At 57.1% G+C, this 15,554-nt stretch carries 18 protein-coding genes; 2 read left to right on the plus strand and 16 right to left on the minus strand.

Annotated features, from left to right (window positions below; translation table 11 throughout):
• Positions 1-270 precede the first annotated feature (270 nt).
• Together D7Y61_RS13215 and D7Y61_RS13220 are read left to right on the plus strand one after the other, a co-directional pair.
• Positions 271-723: a hypothetical protein gene (locus D7Y61_RS13215; RefSeq protein WP_180866679.1), complete on the plus strand. Its 453-nt coding sequence runs from the start codon at positions 271-273 to the stop codon at positions 721-723.
• Positions 724-768: 45 nt separating this feature from the next.
• A complete protein-coding gene (locus D7Y61_RS13220) occupies positions 769-972 on the plus strand; it encodes a hypothetical protein (protein ID WP_180866680.1) in 204 nt (67 codons plus the stop codon).
• Between the two features lie 39 nt (positions 973-1,011).
• Here the strand turns inward: D7Y61_RS13220 and D7Y61_RS13225 are convergent, their stop codons facing one another.
• The 16 genes from D7Y61_RS13225 to D7Y61_RS13295 all read right to left on the minus strand — a co-directional run.
• The gene (locus tag D7Y61_RS13225) at positions 1,012-2,061 is read right to left on the minus strand and encodes a hypothetical protein (protein WP_180866681.1); all 1,050 of its coding nucleotides are present in this window, start codon (positions 2,059-2,061) and stop codon (positions 1,012-1,014) included.
• A gap of 2 nt (positions 2,062-2,063) precedes the next feature.
• Positions 2,064-3,116 (minus strand): DUF6708 domain-containing protein, encoded by a 1,053-nt coding sequence (locus D7Y61_RS13230; RefSeq protein WP_180866682.1) that lies wholly within the window; start codon positions 3,114-3,116, stop codon positions 2,064-2,066.
• A 96-nt stretch (positions 3,117-3,212) separates the two neighbouring features.
• Entirely contained in the window at positions 3,213-4,154 is a 942-nt protein-coding gene (locus D7Y61_RS13235) for a DUF6708 domain-containing protein (RefSeq protein ID WP_180866684.1), read from the minus strand.
• Positions 4,155-4,384: 230 nt separating this feature from the next.
• Positions 4,385-5,284, minus strand: a complete 900-nt coding sequence (locus D7Y61_RS13240) for a hypothetical protein (protein WP_180866686.1) — start codon at positions 5,282-5,284, stop codon at positions 4,385-4,387.
• A gap of 474 nt (positions 5,285-5,758) precedes the next feature.
• Positions 5,759-6,820, minus strand: a complete 1,062-nt coding sequence (locus D7Y61_RS13245; RefSeq protein ID WP_180866688.1) for a hypothetical protein — start codon at positions 6,818-6,820, stop codon at positions 5,759-5,761.
• A gap of 336 nt (positions 6,821-7,156) precedes the next feature.
• Positions 7,157-7,720 (minus strand): DUF6708 domain-containing protein, encoded by a 564-nt coding sequence (locus tag D7Y61_RS22785; protein WP_430543710.1) that lies wholly within the window; start codon positions 7,718-7,720, stop codon positions 7,157-7,159.
• A gap of 27 nt (positions 7,721-7,747) precedes the next feature.
• Complete coding sequence (locus tag D7Y61_RS13250; RefSeq protein WP_180866690.1) at positions 7,748-8,137, minus strand: hypothetical protein; 390 nt, start codon at positions 8,135-8,137, stop codon at positions 7,748-7,750.
• Positions 8,138-8,365: 228 nt separating this feature from the next.
• Positions 8,366-9,400, minus strand: coding sequence for a hypothetical protein (locus D7Y61_RS13255; RefSeq protein WP_180866692.1), 1,035 nt, complete (start codon positions 9,398-9,400; stop codon positions 8,366-8,368).
• 264 nt (positions 9,401-9,664) lie between these two features.
• Entirely contained in the window at positions 9,665-10,585 is a 921-nt protein-coding gene (locus tag D7Y61_RS13260) for a DUF6708 domain-containing protein (RefSeq protein ID WP_180866694.1), read from the minus strand.
• Entirely contained in the window at positions 10,582-11,547 is a 966-nt protein-coding gene (locus tag D7Y61_RS13265; protein ID WP_180866696.1) for a hypothetical protein, read from the minus strand. Before D7Y61_RS13265 ends, D7Y61_RS13260 begins: the two co-directional genes overlap by 4 nt.
• Before the next feature lie 12 nt (positions 11,548-11,559).
• Entirely contained in the window at positions 11,560-12,117 is a 558-nt protein-coding gene (locus tag D7Y61_RS13270; protein WP_180866698.1) for a hypothetical protein, read from the minus strand.
• 121 nt (positions 12,118-12,238) lie between these two features.
• The gene (locus tag D7Y61_RS13275) at positions 12,239-13,159 is read right to left on the minus strand and encodes a DUF6708 domain-containing protein (RefSeq protein WP_180866700.1); all 921 of its coding nucleotides are present in this window, start codon (positions 13,157-13,159) and stop codon (positions 12,239-12,241) included.
• The gene (locus tag D7Y61_RS13280) at positions 13,156-13,629 is read right to left on the minus strand and encodes a hypothetical protein (RefSeq protein ID WP_180866702.1); all 474 of its coding nucleotides are present in this window, start codon (positions 13,627-13,629) and stop codon (positions 13,156-13,158) included. Before D7Y61_RS13280 ends, D7Y61_RS13275 begins: the two co-directional genes overlap by 4 nt.
• Positions 13,527-14,231, minus strand: coding sequence for a hypothetical protein (locus tag D7Y61_RS13285; protein ID WP_180866703.1), 705 nt, complete (start codon positions 14,229-14,231; stop codon positions 13,527-13,529). Before D7Y61_RS13285 ends, D7Y61_RS13280 begins: the two co-directional genes overlap by 103 nt.
• Complete coding sequence (locus D7Y61_RS13290) at positions 14,231-14,770, minus strand: hypothetical protein (RefSeq protein ID WP_180866704.1); 540 nt, start codon at positions 14,768-14,770, stop codon at positions 14,231-14,233. The genes D7Y61_RS13285 and D7Y61_RS13290 overlap by 1 nt, the downstream gene beginning before the upstream one ends.
• A gap of 61 nt (positions 14,771-14,831) precedes the next feature.
• On the minus strand, positions 14,832-15,554 hold a 723-nt coding region (locus D7Y61_RS13295; protein WP_345776233.1), incomplete at its 5' end, for a DUF6708 domain-containing protein.

Genomic DNA, 15,554 nt, shown 5'->3' on the forward strand with positions numbered 1-15,554 from the left:
GCTGCGCGCGTATCGTCTGGTGGCACCCGTCGCCTCGGGCTATGGCTGGCCATCGGCGCCGCCGTCGTCGCAATTGCCGGGCTTGCTGCGTGGGGCCTCTCCGGCAGCGCCGATTACCCCGAGCCCAGCGAGTATTCGCTGGCCCCGGATCCGGCTCACGCAACGGGGCACCCGGATATCCCCGCCACGTCATCACGCGACGGCGCGGCCATCATCGTGGATGCGCCGCCTGCAGTGGGTGAGCCCGCGCTACCTGCACCCGCAGAGAGCATGACGCCCGTGCCTGCCGATGCAGCCGCGGCAGTCGCCGCCCCCGCCACGGCAACAACAGGCACCAGCGCACGCAGCCCTGCAGCAGCGTCACGCAGCACGCGCGAGGCGCCGCGGGCCGGCACCCAGGGCAAGGGCGATGAAAACCTGCTCGGCACCCTGCTCGGCATCATCAAGGAAGAAGACAAGGCCAAGGGCAAGGCGAAGGCCAGCACCCAGCCGCAGAGCATGGATGACCTGATCGCGCAGATCGAGGCCGACCAGCGCAAGCGCACCGAGGACGAGCGTGCCGCCTTCGAGCGCGTGGCCAGCAAGAAGTCCGCGTCGACCGAGTCGAACATCCAGGCCCAGCTGCGCAGCTGCCCCAGCCCGACCTCGCTGAAGGGCGTGGATTGCCGCCGGCGGATCTGCGCCGCCGTGAGCGGCAAGGACCCGGCCTGCCCGGCGATGTAGTTGGTCTACTGCGGCGTCGGGCCGTGCCCGACGCAGCGATGACGCATGCCCGTGAAGATCGAACCGATAAGCCTTGTCTACATTGCGTTGGTGCTTGGCCTTCTCAGCCTCGTCTCGCACTCGGTTTATCACTACCTTGCACGCTTCTCGCGCTGGCAATCCAAGACGAAGCGCTGGTTGGCGATCAGTCCGCTGCTGGGCTCCATGGCGCTGCTCATCTTCACGGTGTACTACGTTGCTACGCACTAGCCGGGTAGAGCTTCCGGTCCAGCCCCCATGGGTTGAGTATCAGGCGTTGCCGGAGGTCCACGGCAGAAGCGCCAGCAGAACCATCGGCGCGAGCACGATCACTGCATTGAACAATGCCGGCAGCAGCCAGCGGACCCATAAGCGTGGCGCCCGTTCCTCGCTTGTCCGCTGCTGTGAGCATGCGCTCCGGTTGAGTGGTGCCTTCATCGTCAGGGAGTCCAGCTCGCTGGCCAGGGCGTCGGGCCACGCAACACGAGGTGCGTGACGCAGCAGCCAGAATCCCGCCAGCTCGAACCAGAACATGAGGCTGCCGAGAAACAGGACAGACAACCAGCCGGAAAGCCCTTTGACACGATGGTCAGGATCAATCCAGGGATCGAAGACGAGCCGCTCCATCCGTGCCAGATCCGCTTGCACTCCACCCGTCGTCGGAGCGAAGGCAACCTGAGGAAGCGTTCGCATATTCCCGTTCATATAATGACGAATGAACTCCCAAAGCTCTTCGGGACCTGCGTCGTTGAGCTCCGGCTCCGACAGGGGCAGGAACTTGTCGATCTGGCGACTGCCTGGCGTCAACTCAACAACAGCGAGTACCTGGACTGGCGTGGAGCCATGTTTGCCACGGACGAGATCTCTCCTGCTGATGGGTACCGCAGCATCGTAATCCAGACTTACCCAGCCTCTTTTCGTGTCCACCCAGTAGTAGAACTTTCCAAGCCGGCGACTGAGTACCACCGGCGGCTCAGCAGGCTTGCGATACAGATGACAGACCGACGCCAGACAACCGATCGCCCCGCCAGCATACAAGGTGACCAGCAGAATCAAATGCGGCCAGCCCTGCGCCCAGCTCTCGATCGTCAAAGCCACGTTGATCGCCATACTGATGAGTGGTAACGACGCGACCAGTGACAGGACGAACAGAAAGCCCCGATTCGAGGGTCGCTTCCAGCCTGCGAACACCAGGGAGCTCTCGTCAATCCACTGAACCGCACGACCAGGGCTCGTGGACGCCCGCCCCGGCAGACCCACCTCCTGCAGGAAATGCCCCCAGTGCCCGTTCTGGCCTGGGAGCATCTTGAATCCGGACACCTTCATCTCTCCCTCTCAGCCGCACGTTCCTTCAGCTGATGCCCCACCTCATCGTTCCGGGCCTTCGCTGCAGCTATCGACTCCTTCCAGAAGTGCTCCATCTTCTCCGCGCGCCCTTCCGCATGATCGACCCGCCCGTACACGCCAGGGGCGCGGAGTGGCGGCGTACCCGAAGAAGCCGCCGTGCCCCTGACGATGGACGCGGGCCAGACTGGCTTGCGGCACAGCTTCATCGCCAGGAAGCGGAACAGTGCCCAGGGCAAGGTGAGCGGCAGCGCGATCCACATCAGCCCTGAGCCGGCCGAAGACACATGAATGATGAATGCATTGCGGAAACTCGGTGCTACCGAGGTGTAGAGCTGCAACGGCGGGAACGGGAGCGCGGAACGCCCCTCTTCCATGAAGCGCCGGATCATTTCCCAGTGCGCGAGCACGACGGCAGGGTTGGAGCCGCAATCCGACCCTACTGCGAAGGTGTGGACCACCTGATCGCCGCGCATCACCAGGCCCCTGAGATCGTAGGTGTAGTCCTCGCCAGGTCCCGCAGGCTTGTCCCTGCCGATGATGAAGCGGACATCCGACCAGGGCGCCGACACCACCTTGTTACGCCCACCCGTGAAGACGTGCACCTGACGCGTAGCGCGATCAAAGCGGATGGGGTAGTACCTATAACGCAGGATATCCCGGAAGAGCATCTTCCATAGAATGAACGTCAAGAATGCAAGAACGAGGGCGATCAAGCCTGCGATTGCATACACCTCATTCGATTCGAGCGGCCCAGTCCGATCAACCAGCGATGAAGTTGCGTGCAGGATCGCAATGACGAACAACAGCCCCAGCATGATGAAGACGCTCGCCCCCATCAGCGCCCAACCTCGATACACGAAATGACGATCAACATACTCGATGCAATCATCATCAATGGCGATGATTCCCTTATCAATCGGGACAAACGTGGATGAGTCGAAATGACGCACATCGGCAGCCCTTTCGTACTCGGCAAGGGGACGATTATTGCGATACCGCTGGGTAAGCCAGCCGGCGAACTGGCTCATCGCCCATCCTCCCTGCGCATGAAAGCGAAGTAGCAGCTGGACGGCACCCGCTGCCCCGCTCTGCGTTGATCGACAATCATCCTGACGAGCGCTCGATCAAGTAGATGATGCAACGGCCTGCTCCTGTGCCATGACGTCCGTCTCGACCAGTCCAAGTGGATCATCCGCATCAACCGCACACGCCTCCTCTACCCACTGCGGCCAAACAGGCATGCGACAGGATCGCAGGACCAGCCACCGGCAGAACACCAGGGGCAACAGCAGCGGCATCAGGATGAATCGGGCACTCAGCATGGCTGGCCCGAGGCTGTCCACCACAAACAGATAGCAGTTGCGCAATGAAGGCACCACGGACAGGTTCATCTGCCGACCGTCGATAGTGTCGACCACTTCCGCAGGACCGTCCTCCATGTAGCGACGAAGGAACTCCCAGATCGCCCGTATCTTCAGCTCGTCATCGAAGTAGTGGCCGACAGCGAAGGTCCGCTTGACGACGTGATGCTCAATGATGCTGCAACGCAGATCACGCAGGAACTCCTCGCTGGTTCCTCGCCCGATGTAGAACACGGCCTCATCCCAACGGACGGATACGGCTCCCTCCTTCCCGCCGGTGAAGAAGTAGACCGTGCGGTTACGCCGATTGAATCTCGTCGGGTACCAGACGTAGGTGAAGAACTCGTATCGAAGGGTGATATGCCAGAACAGTGCTGGGGCGCCGATCACGCACGCAGCCACCATCGCATACATCACCCAGTCCCAGCCGTCTCCCTCAAGGTTGGGGATGACCACAGTGAAGAGAAGAAAGAAACCAAGCAGGAACAATCCCAGCGTGCCAAGCAGGACCACGGTGGTCGATACCATGCCGCGCAGCCGGAAACGACGATCGATCAGATCGATGTAGGTCGAGTTGAAGCGGACCAGGCAGGCGCGCTCGGCAGGCGTCACGGGTTGGGGGGTATGGGCATCGAAACGCGAGGCGTCCTCATGTGGAGAAAGCCCACGGCCCAGGGGAAACTCCCGCATCCATCCGGTGAACATCGAATCTCCTTTCAGCGTCCCCGGTGAGCATGACACGGGATTGAGTTACTGGGTGGCTTCGTGGCGTCATCGCGAGGGCTGCCCAAGTGCGCACCGTGCCCGGTTTGGATGAGCTGGCTGGGCAGGCGCGCCAGCGTGCGGGACAGGATAGAAAAGGCTCCCGAGGGACAATGTCATGGCGTCTCCGAATGAGGATTGAAGGGCGATAACCGCAGGCAATGACCGTATTGTCAGGTGCGCAGAAAAAGAAGCGAGTAAGTCATCAAGCTCCAGGCAGCGATGCTGATCAGGCAACAGATGCCGCACACCATCGCAACCTGGAGAGCGGCCTTTTTTCTACCAGCGACATCTTCCGGACTGGAACGCAGAATGCAGTAGTTCGCGCTGCTGCCGTGAAGTGAGTTGCTGGCAAGAACCTCCTTGGGGAGGGGCACAGGACGCTTGAACCTCGCGTAGAGCACCTGTGACAAGGGCTCTGGCCAGAAGATCAGCCATAGCAGAACGCTCGCCAGATACTGCGGGACCATGAAGACATTCCAGTTCATGGCACGCATGCGTTCAATCATCTCCTTGCCCGCTCCGCCGGCGGAGAGTGGCCCTCGCTCCAGCAGGGATGTCGTCCAGTGCGATGGATCAACCAGGAATGTGGCGGGCATCGCTTCGGGCGCTTCATCCATGTAGCGCCGGATCAATTCCCATGACTGCTGGCAAGCCTCCCGGTCTGGAAGGGGGCCATCGACGGTGAAGCGTAGACGCCACGTCTCAGGGGCTTCCGGATAGATTTCCATCAGGTCGAGAGCCATCATCAAGGGCGCGCCGAACCGGACCGGGCCGTATCCAACGCGGGCATAAGGCCTGACGTTGTTCCAGTCCAACAAATATTGCTTGCCATCGACAACGCAGAAAACCTTCCTGCTCCTGCGGAAGAAGTACAGATCGCTCTGTTTGCTGCCAATACTCTGCTTGACGCAGAGAAAAGCGGTTCCTGCGAGCGCCGCGACCCCAAGGCTCGCGCATGCTGATGCGAATACACGCATTCCCATGCTCTCAGTAGGGTCAAGCGCCAGCATCACCCCCATGTAACCCAAGCCAATGGCCATGCAAAACAGTACCAACGCAGCGACCGGCATTATGGATTCCATCCGTGACGCGCCTGTGCCTTCCGACCAGACCATGGCCTCATCGTCAAGCCGCACTACGTCACGGACGGAGTAGGCCTTTGAGGTGGCAGCGAAAGGTAGGGGGCCTTCAGTAAAGCGGAGATCATGTTGGGCGTGCATGGTTCAGGCGCGTGCTCGAAGGGGATTCCTCCCCCACAGATTAACTGACTCCAGAAGTGGAATTTTCTCGCACCCTTCCCGGAGGAGGGGTAATCCCCCCACTGCCCCGTTCAGGGCTGAGGGGCAAAGAACTCCGACCTAGCGGACTGGCAATGTGCCCGCGGCCCGCAGGCCTCATGCAAGCATGGCGCGATTGTCTCGATCCGACCCCAAAAGCCGTGCAAGCCCATCATTGCGAATGTGGACCCGCCGGAATCCTCTGAAGCGGTCAATTGCACAGCATCATCAATAATCGTCATCTGAGACGAAATTGACAGCATCCTGCTATAGGAGCGCGACTTTAAGAAAAAGAACAATGGGCACCATCCAAGCGATTACACCGAGCACCATGGACACCAACAAAATACTCTTACTCTTGTTCGTGACCTCGGCATAGCGCTTACCTTTTTCTTTCAGCAGGGAGTCGCCCCTCATACTCTCGAACCTGCCCGGCCATGGCCCTGTTTCCTTCAAGCCAAATGGCCCCTTGGATATCCAAGCCCCAATCAACTCTGTGATTTGCAGCGGCGTAATCAACATGACCCACAGCATATTGCAAATAACCATCCAAAGCGTCCAGGACTTTTCACCCATCCAGCGCTGGCGGAGCATGTCGCCTGTCCAAATGCTCACAGCCAGTTGCTTCGCCCAGCCCATGCGCGGCGACACGATTTGGAAATTAGGAAGCCCCTCATGCGGCCCATCCATAAATTGCTTAAAGAAGCCATAGCGCTGAACCCCTGCGCCAATGAGGTCCCCCTTCGCCGCGATGAATTCTGAACGGACAACACCTGTATCCTCATCAACATCCGCGAGGATAAGCTGATACGTGACTGCACCACCCGCAGCATGGACAATCTGAACAATGCGAATGAAGGGCTTGAGAACACGCCAGTCGTATGTGCTTACACCCACCTTACTGAAAAGCGTAACCGTCCCCTTCTGCCTATCCAGCAAAATTGGCTCGATCCGGTTACCCCCTCGAACTGCGTTAAATACATTAATACCGACAGCAACACTTAGCAGTAGCATCAAGACCATTACAACTACTGGGATCGAGACCATCTGCCCCGCCGCGGCCATTTTCGGAATTAATTTTAGAATTGCAGCATCTATCGGGATAAGTGAGAAAAGGAAAATTATTGCCATACCCTTCCCAGCGGAAACCGAGGCAACATCGGGCGCAGCAATCAATACTTCATCATTTATGTCTAGAACGAAATCAGCGCCACCCGCCTCCGCTCTCCGCAGAAGCAGTGGATACATTGCTCCGCCTTCCCCTCGAACTGGAGCCCCCATATCCAAGATTTCGACCTGCGGTGCGACGGAAGAGTGTTCTTCACGCATTACGCATCAATCTCCAGCAGCAACATACATACACAGAGTGATACCAACAAAGGGACGCAATCCGCAAGGAAGCCCACGTGACCACTGCATTAGACAAGGCCACCGCACGGTCGTACAGAGCCGCACCTCGAGGCGCGCACCCCAGCGGCTCGCGCTGGATAGAACTTCAAGCGCCCCCCAATATTTCAGTCATCCTAGGGCAGACCAAATGGCGCCCAAGGTACCAGTGCGAACGCTATCAGAGCGAACCCGTTCACGAGCGATCGAATCATATGCAAGGAGCCGGAAAATCCAGGAAAGCGCAAGCCCATGCACCTCATCGATCGCCCAGCGAAACTATCTGCGTCGCTTCCTGCCGGCTTCTTTCGGCTTCTCTATGCTGAGTCGGCCTCTCAAAACGGCGTCAGTGAAAGGAGCCGCCCCCACTGAGTTCAACACATTGGGAGGCCACCTTGGTTTCCGCTGCAATCGATAGCTGAGATAGCGATTCAAACCAATGTAGGCCGTCAGCGGCAGCGCGATCAGGCCAACCGCACCCAGCAACCACATCGCCAGCCCCTTTTTCCAGTACTGACGAGACCCCGGCCCAATGAGAGGTTGCGCAACAGTCAATGCCTCTCCCAAGCTTACTGCGAAGTCCTGATATCGCGCCTCACTCGACGACCAGACGGGACCAACGCCCTCCATCATTCGACGGACGAATTCCCATCGCTCCACAGCACCGGTACTGTTGCCATAGCCAAAGCTTGGTCCAACCCCGACTCGCTGAACCTCCAGCGCGCCCCCAGGGAGATCGGAAATCGCGAGCACCAAACTCGATTCCCTGCGCGGCACCTGCCCAGTGAACACCGTATAGGTAACTACCTCTGCACGAACGCAATCCCAGTCAAAGGATTGCACCTCATATCGAGGTCGACCAATAATATTCTAGCCCCATTGCCACCAAGGTAGTCCGAGCGACTTGAAGACATGCACTTTCCTTCCACGCCGGTCAAACAAAACTGGCTCAGCACGGTAGCCCACCCAATCGATCTGAATGAACAGCAAGAAGACCAAGAGCAGGACGAACTGAAGAATTGTCACCCAACTAAAGCCGGTAACGAAGAACGAAATATACAGCCCGAACATGGTAGCGAGCACACCGACCCAGCCACAGCTACTGGCATAGCCGCGCATGGCACTCATCTGATCGACAAACGAGATCCCATACTCGTAGACATCGAGAACACCACCATGCGTAGAGGCTCGTGGTGATGCCTGGTGACTACTCGGCGGAAGCCTCAGCGCAGTAGAGGACGCATCTGAATCAGGCTGCATCATATTTCCTGAAAATCGCGATGAATAATAGGCCGACAACTAAACAGCTAGTCAGTCCTTTTCCCACACCTCACCTTCGGCCAAGGGCTGCTACTCCCCTCTCATTGGCGCAAACCATTCCGGACCGTGGCCCGGATGACGCACCCCCAATAGCAGGGCTATCATCCGGCAAAGATTTCGCCAGTCAGGCACTCTTTTGAGTGAGGGCGCGAATAATAAATCAATGCCTCAACCGCGCACCGCAACGCACAGAAGCAAGAAGAGTGGCACCCATACCAACGCTCCAAACACCAGCGAGATGATGATTATTCTCTTTGCCATGGGCGTCACCTCCCCATAGTGTTCGGCCTTCGATTTCAGTATCGAGTCGCTCTTCAACGCTTCAAAGCGCCCGGGCCAAGGGCCACACTCCTTCAAACCGTATGGCCCCTTGGAGATCCAAGCGCCGATCAGCTCGGGCACTTGAAACGGCGCCAACAGAGCGATCCAAGACACGCTCAAGAGCGTAGTGAGTAGCGTCCAAGATCGTTCACCCAGCAGCCGCTTGCGGGTCGCCTCCAACATCCAGATGCTAACCGCCATGCGCTTGAACCAATCCATGCGAAGCGCAGCCAGCTGAAACGCAGGCAGGCCCGAAAGGGGACCTTCCATGAAACGCTGATAGAAACCATAGCGATTTGCGCCAGCGCCAATCAGATCGCCTTTACCAGCAACGAATTCCGAGCGGACCACGCCGGTCTCATCGTCCACCTCCGCCAGGATCAATTGATACGTAACCGAGCCACCCGCAGTGTGCACGATCTGAATGATGCGAATGAATGGCCTCAGTGACTGCCACCTGTACGAAGCAGCCCCTTCTTGACTGTAGCGAGTGACCGTCTGATCAGTCCTATTGAAAACTACAGGCTCCAATCGATTACCACTGCGCACGGCCCTAAATACGTTGACACCCACCGCTACGCCGAGGATGACAGTGAGAAAGATCAGAACCAATGGAAACTTGAGCTCGGATGCATGCTCTAGAAACTTCGGCAGAAAACCTATCAGGACACCGATGACCGAAGCAATCGCAAATAGCAGGATCACGGCAACACCCTTTCCTGCAGAAATTGCGTTGACATCAGGGGCGGCGACCAGAACCTCCTCATTGATGTCAAGGACAAAGTCAGGACCACCATTTTCGGCACGACGGAGGAGCAATGGGTACATCTTTCCACCGGGGCCGAGCACTGGCCTCTCCATATCCATTACTTCAATTTTCATTCGATCATCAACCAGATGGGTAACTCTCGGGCCAGCTCCATTGGCCATACTGCTCAGCAAGGCCATCACGCGGTCTTACAGAGCCGGGGAAAGCGTCTTCTTCACCTTTCCTGCACCGAGCGCCATCACCCCAACCATCGGGGCCAGGGGGCTTGCATGTGCACATGTAAGATCGAGCCGCGTGCGAACATGCTTTCGCGACATGAACCTGCCACGCCAAAGATCTAGACCGAGCCAGCATGCGCCCGCCCGGCCGATCTTGCGTCAGGCCCTTGGAGCAGCCCAAGCCTCAGACTCCGAGAGCTTTCGACCCAATGCCGCCATTGCCTCGTCCGGGAACTTGGGAAGTCGGCCCGTGCTGAAGGTCTTGAACTTCTCGCCCTGATCCAAAGCAGGGCCGCCATCGTTCATGTATCGGCGAATATGCTCCCAAAGCTGCAGCAGTTCGAAATCGTCTCCCCAGCCCTTGAAACCGATATTCATTTCACAGGCCACCTTTCGCGGATCATTATTTTGACCAAAGACCAAGGTCAGAATATAAGTCCAGCGGGCAGAGCTCACACCCGGCGTGACCTCGAAGATCCTATAGGTTCGAGGCCGAAGGTCTGCCCAGCTGTAGCGTTCAAACCTCACCGGATGGAGCTCAAATATCCGGACAAACGATGGCAACGTAGGAACAGCAACCCATACATCCTTCGTGCTCCTGTTAAAAATGACAGGAAAGTCCGACGGCATCATTACAAGGACACGAAATAAAAAGCTAATTGCACCGATTCCAAACAAAAATGCAGCTATTGAAATAAGTAGTAAAGAAATGGCAATGCCAGGCTCAAAGATGGCATCAGCGCCCATTCTAAAAAGCACACTTACACAAAAGAGCGCCACTGCAATAATACCTAAAGCTGGAAGAAATCCGAACCACGCAAGTAAAGAAAGACTTGCATTACCTCTCAACCCACTAATCAGSATGCCGTTCTCATAGGCCGCCAGAACAACWTCGGACGATGAGGGRCCACTATGAACWYGGACRCCGTCAGTGGAATTCAGGATCCTGCGGGGTTGAGCCACACCAACCTGCGCAGCGCCCTTGGTTCGCTTCTTTGCAAAATCCGCGTCAAAGAAGGGCTCCTCACCCTCCCACTCTTCGATGAGAACTTCACCATACCGCTTCGTGGAACTAGTCACTCAACCACCATCCTCTCATTGACGATAACGTCTCCTCCATCAAGAGCATCTCGAATTGTCAGCTCCACGGCCAGAGCCGAGAATCGACTATTCTCAACATGGCCGGAGATTGTCAACGCCTCAATCGAGGCATGATCCATCTTGCCTTCTGATACGCCCCGGCCCCRGTTCTCTCCAGCATTGCCCAACTCATCGGTGGAATAGCTGGCGATGCTCTCCGTCCCGGCCGCYCCCTGACCGCTCACAAGAATACTTATTCCCAGCCGCTTCCGCATCTGCTCTACAAGTTTAAGCTTGACCACAAACTCCCTGGTGAACCTCGCACCGGAGTCATGGGCGGTCATGCGCTTCACTGCACCACCGATGATCACGCCATCCGCAGACGCGACGTTCTTCCAGCTGAACGCACTTCTATATTGCGCATCTACCTCAACGCCCAAAAGAACTTTATTGAGTTCTTTGAGCTCTTCCTGCTGCGATACCCAACGGGTCGAGAACGAACTTCCCCAAACGGTCCTGGCCGCCCAGTCCTCAAGGGGAAGCGTCATTAGAAGCGAGGCAACGAAGCCGAGCGCAAGACCGATAACTACGAGAACGATGCCCCAGCCAAGCCACGAAGTGGAAACTCCGATACTCTGCACGAACAAAGATGCCGCATATACGGAAAAGGCGACCCCGCCCGCAAGTACGGAAAGAGCTTGAATAGCATGCACTGCTGCCGCGGCGCCGCGGCCATTCTTCACATCATCCGCAGCAGCAATAAAGCTCTGCGCCGAATCAATGAACGAACCAATAGCGGCAAACAGAGCAACGGTGGCCTCCAGACGTTTGGCCAGCACCTTCTTGAGAACATTCTGTGCGTACGATTTTGCGACATCGAGGAATGCCGAGACCACTCCTAGACCCGCCGAAAAGAAACTAAAGATGGCCTCCCTGCGCTCCTTCGCCGTGCCTACTTCCATCTTCTTCCATGCCTAGGCAATTTCCATTGCCTGGATGATGCCTGCGCCTGCACTCATCACCGTAGGCGCATCGGCAATCACCTTGGGCGTGGCCGAAGCAAGGCTCATCAGACCACTGGATCCCATGGTAATGGGTGCCGCTGCAACTGCAGCTGCGGCGCCCGTGGCCGCTGTCGATCCCGGCGCCGGTCGCGCGCTTGCCACCGACTGACCCTGTTGGGTAGTGGATTGAAGCGCGCGCAGTTGTTCTTCACTCTGGTTGGTCCACAGATGCAGCTTTACTCGCCTATCGGCCGCTTCACCGGCACCGGCCAGCTGGAGCGAGCTTCCGCTTCCTACCACCAGGCTTTTCACGCCCCTCTGCTTGCCGGCCGGCGTGTCGGCCGCTGCCGCAGTGAATGCCCTTGAGACCTCACGCCATGCACGGCCGGCCATGCGCAAAGGTGCGTCCACGATCAGATGTGTAATCTGTGGCGCGGCTTGTTTGACCATGCTGCTGATCAGGGCCATCACCCAGTCGTACAATGCCGGAGAAAGCGTTTTCTTCACCTTACCCGCGCCAAGCGCCACGGCGCCTACCATCGCGATCAACGGGCTGGTATATGGACGTGCAAGAGCCAGCCACGTGCCAAATTGTTTTCGCGGCATTCGACCTGCCGAGACAGCATGCGCCGGCTCGGCCAATCTTGTGTCAGGCCTTTGAAACAGCCCAAGCCTCAGCCTCCGAGAGCTTTCGACCCAATGCCGCCATTGCCTCATCCGGGAACTTGGGGAGTCGACCTGTGCTGAAGGTCTTGAATTTCTCGCCCCGGTCCAAAGCGGGCCCGTGATCGTTCATGTATCGGCGAATATGCTCCCAAAGCTGCAGAAGCTCGAAATCATCCCCCCAGCCCTTGAAGCCTATGTTCATTTCACAGGCCACCTTTCGTGGATCATTCTCTTGACCAAAGACCAACGTCAGAATGTAGGTCCACCGAGCAGAACTTGCGCCAGGCGTGACCTCAAGAATCCGGTAGGTGCGCGGCTTTAGAGTGGCCCAACTATGGCATTCAAAGACAACAGTAGAGAGTTCAAACAATCGAACGAAGGATGGAATTTTTGGAACCGCCACCCAAACCTCCCTAGTCTCCCTATTAAACAAAACCGGAAAATCAGATGGCATGAATACAAGAACACGCAACAGTACGCTAAATATACTTACACCCGAAACAAAACCAATCACACCAGCAATCGACAAACCAATCGCAAGACCCGGCTGGCCCATAGCCCCCGCCCCGGCCTGAGCAATTATATAAGCACACCAGAGTCCCACAAAAATTAGACCGGATGCAGGCAGGAATCCGAACCACGCAAGCACCGAAATACTCAGCGAGCCCCTTAGCCCTCCAATAAGCACTCCATTCTCGTATGCAGCGACCACGACATCAGACGACGACGGGCAAGTGTGCACGACGGCCGAATCGGCGCTGTCGAGAATTCTACGTGGCTGCGCAACTCCAACTTGCGCCTTACCTTGGCTTCGAGCCCGTGCAAAATCGACGTCAAAATATGGCTCATCACCCTCCCATTCCGGGACCGCAACTGCACCTGATCTTTTGGATGAATCGCTCACTCAACCACCATTCTTTCTTGAATAATTGTATCGCCACCTTCAAGAGCATCCCGAATGATCAGCTCTACTGCCAGCATGGAGAACCTACCGCTTTGCACATGCCCAGAAATCGTCAATGCATCGAGAGCAGCGTGGTCTATTTGACCGGCTGATACTCCCTGACCCCAGTTCTCTCCCGGTCTACCACTAGCGTCGGTTGAGTATGCGACTATGGTTTCAGTGCCCCCGATGCCTTGACCGCGGATCTGAATCTGGATTCCAAGCCGCCTCCTCATTTGCTCCACCAGCTTAAGCTTCACAACGAATTCTCTAGTGAATTTCGCGTCAGACTCTTGGGCGGTCATTCGCCGCACAGCCTCTCCGATGATCACATCATCAATGCTAGTGACGTTCTTCCAACTAAAAGAACTTCTAAACTGCGCATCAATTTCAATGCCCAAAAGAACTTTATTGAGCTCCTGCAATTCCACATCATTACTTGGCCACGTCGACGCGAACCCGCCCCCCCCCAAGTGCACCTCGCCGCCCAGTCTTCCATGGGATGAGTCATGAAGAGGGATGCTACAAAACCTAAGGCAAACCCTATGACAATGAATACAATCCCCCAGCCCAGCCACGACGTGGAAACACCAAAACCCTGAACAACTATAGAAATAGCATAAATACTAAACGCCGCCCCGCCCAGGAATATAGAAACTGCTTGAAGCGCATGGGCAGCAGCAGCGATTCCCCGCCCGTTTCGCACATCGTCGGCCGTCGCAATAAAACTCTGCGCCGAATCAATAAATGATCCGATTGCTGCAAATATCGCAACCGTCATTTCCAGCCGCTTCGCCAAAACCTTCTTCAGAAGATTCTGTGCGTACGATTTAGCAACATCAACAAACGCAGAAACAACGCTAAGCCCAGCCGAAAAGAAGCTGAAGATGGCATCTCTGCGTTCCTTCGCCGTGCCAACATCCATCTTCTTCCATGCTTTGGCAATTTCCATTGCCTGGATGATGCCTGCGCCTGCACTCATCACCGTAGGCGCATCGGCAAGCACCTTGGGAGTGGCCGAAGCCAGGCTCATCAGACCACTGGACCCCATGGTAATGGGAGCCGCTGCAACTGCAGCCGCGGCGCCCGCACCCGCTGTCGATCCCGGCGCCGGTCGCGCACTTGCCACCGATTGCCCTGCTGGGCCGTCGATTGAAGCGCGCGCAACTGCTCTTCGCTCTGGTTGGTCCAGAGATGCAGTTTGACGCGCGTGTCTGCTGCCTCACCGGCACCGGCCAGCTGGAGCGAGCTTCCGCTTCCAACCACCAAACTCTTCACGCCATTCTGCTTGCCGGCCGGCGTGTCGGCTGCAGCCGCAGTGAAGGCCCTTGAAACCTCCCGCCATGCGCGACCCGCCATGCGCAGTGGGGCATCAACGATCAGATGGGTGATCTGCGGAGCCGCTCGCTTGACCATGCTGCTCAACAAGGCCATCACGCGGTCGTACAGAGCCGGGGAAAGCGTCTTCTTCACCTTCCCGGCGCCGAGCGCCACCGCCCCCACCATCGCGATCAGGGGGCTGGCATACGCGCGCGCCAGAACCCGCAGCGTCCCTACATGCTTTCGCGACATGCAACCTGCCACGCCAGAGATCTAGACCGAGCCAGCATACGCCCGCCCGGCCGATCTTGCGTCAGGCCTTTGGAGCAGCCCAAGCCTCGGACTCCGAGAGCTTCCGCCCCAATGCCGCCATTGCCTCATCCGGGAACTTGGGAAGTCGGCCCGTGCTGAAAGTCTTGAACTTCTCGCCCTGGTCCAAAGCAGGGCCGGCATCGTTCATGTATCGGCGAATATGCTCCCAAAGCTGCAGAAGCTCGAAATCATCGCCCCAGCCCTTGAAACCGATGTTCATTTCACAGGCCACCTTTCGCGGATCATCCTCTTGGCCAAAGACCAACGTCAAAATGTAGGTCCAGCGAGCGGAGCTTATTCCCGGCGTAACCTCGAAAATCCTGTACGTTCGAGGCTTCAAACTTTCCCAGCTGTGACACTCAAACCTCACCGGTTGAAATTCAAAGATCCGGATGAATGATGGCATCGAAGGAACAGTCACCCATACATCCTTCGTCTTTCTGTTAAAAATCACCGGGAAATCCGATGGCATCATTACGAGAATGCGAAATAGAACACTGAATCCACTAACTCCAAATAGAGCAGCGAACAAGACCCCAAATGCAACGCTGATCGCAACGCCGGGCTCCTGTGCCAGAAGCTCCCAGCCCCCTTTGAGCAAGATAGAGGCACCATAGAACGATGTCGCAACGAGGCCCAAAGCTGGTAGAAATCCGAACCACGCAAGTAAAGAAAGACTTGCATTACCTCTCAACCCACTAATCAGCATGCCGTTCTCATAGGC

Source organism: Stenotrophomonas maltophilia (assembly GCF_013464485.1).
Lineage (GTDB): Bacteria > Pseudomonadota > Gammaproteobacteria > Xanthomonadales > Xanthomonadaceae > Stenotrophomonas > Stenotrophomonas maltophilia_AW.

What these genes read in the sequence shown, in the direction of transcription:
- D7Y61_RS13215 (WP_180866679.1), top strand. Translation starts at nt 271, where the DNA reads ATGACGCCCGTGCCTGCCGATGCAGCCGCGGCAGTCGCCGCCCCCGCC.
- D7Y61_RS13235 (WP_180866684.1), bottom strand. Translation starts at nt 4,154, where the DNA reads ATGTTCACCGGATGGATGCGGGAGTTTCCCCTGGGCCGTGGGCTTTCT.
- D7Y61_RS13230 (WP_180866682.1), bottom strand. Translation starts at nt 3,116, where the DNA reads ATGAGCCAGTTCGCCGGCTGGCTTACCCAGCGGTATCGCAATAATCGT.
- D7Y61_RS13250 (WP_180866690.1), bottom strand. Translation starts at nt 8,137, where the DNA reads ATGCAGCCTGATTCAGATGCGTCCTCTACTGCGCTGAGGCTTCCGCCG.
- D7Y61_RS13285 (WP_180866703.1), bottom strand. Translation starts at nt 14,231, where the DNA reads ATGAGCCTGGCTTCGGCCACTCCCAAGGTGCTTGCCGATGCGCCTACG.
- D7Y61_RS13240 (WP_180866686.1), bottom strand. Translation starts at nt 5,284, where the DNA reads ATGCCGGTCGCTGCGTTGGTACTGTTTTGCATGGCCATTGGCTTGGGT.
- D7Y61_RS13245 (WP_180866688.1), bottom strand. Translation starts at nt 6,820, where the DNA reads ATGCGTGAAGAACACTCTTCCGTCGCACCGCAGGTCGAAATCTTGGAT.
- D7Y61_RS13220 (WP_180866680.1), top strand. Translation starts at nt 769, where the DNA reads ATGCCCGTGAAGATCGAACCGATAAGCCTTGTCTACATTGCGTTGGTG.
- D7Y61_RS13290 (WP_180866704.1), bottom strand. Translation starts at nt 14,770, where the DNA reads ATGTCGCGAAAGCATGTAGGGACGCTGCGGGTTCTGGCGCGCGCGTAT.
- D7Y61_RS13255 (WP_180866692.1), bottom strand. Translation starts at nt 9,400, where the DNA reads ATGAAAATTGAAGTAATGGATATGGAGAGGCCAGTGCTCGGCCCCGGT.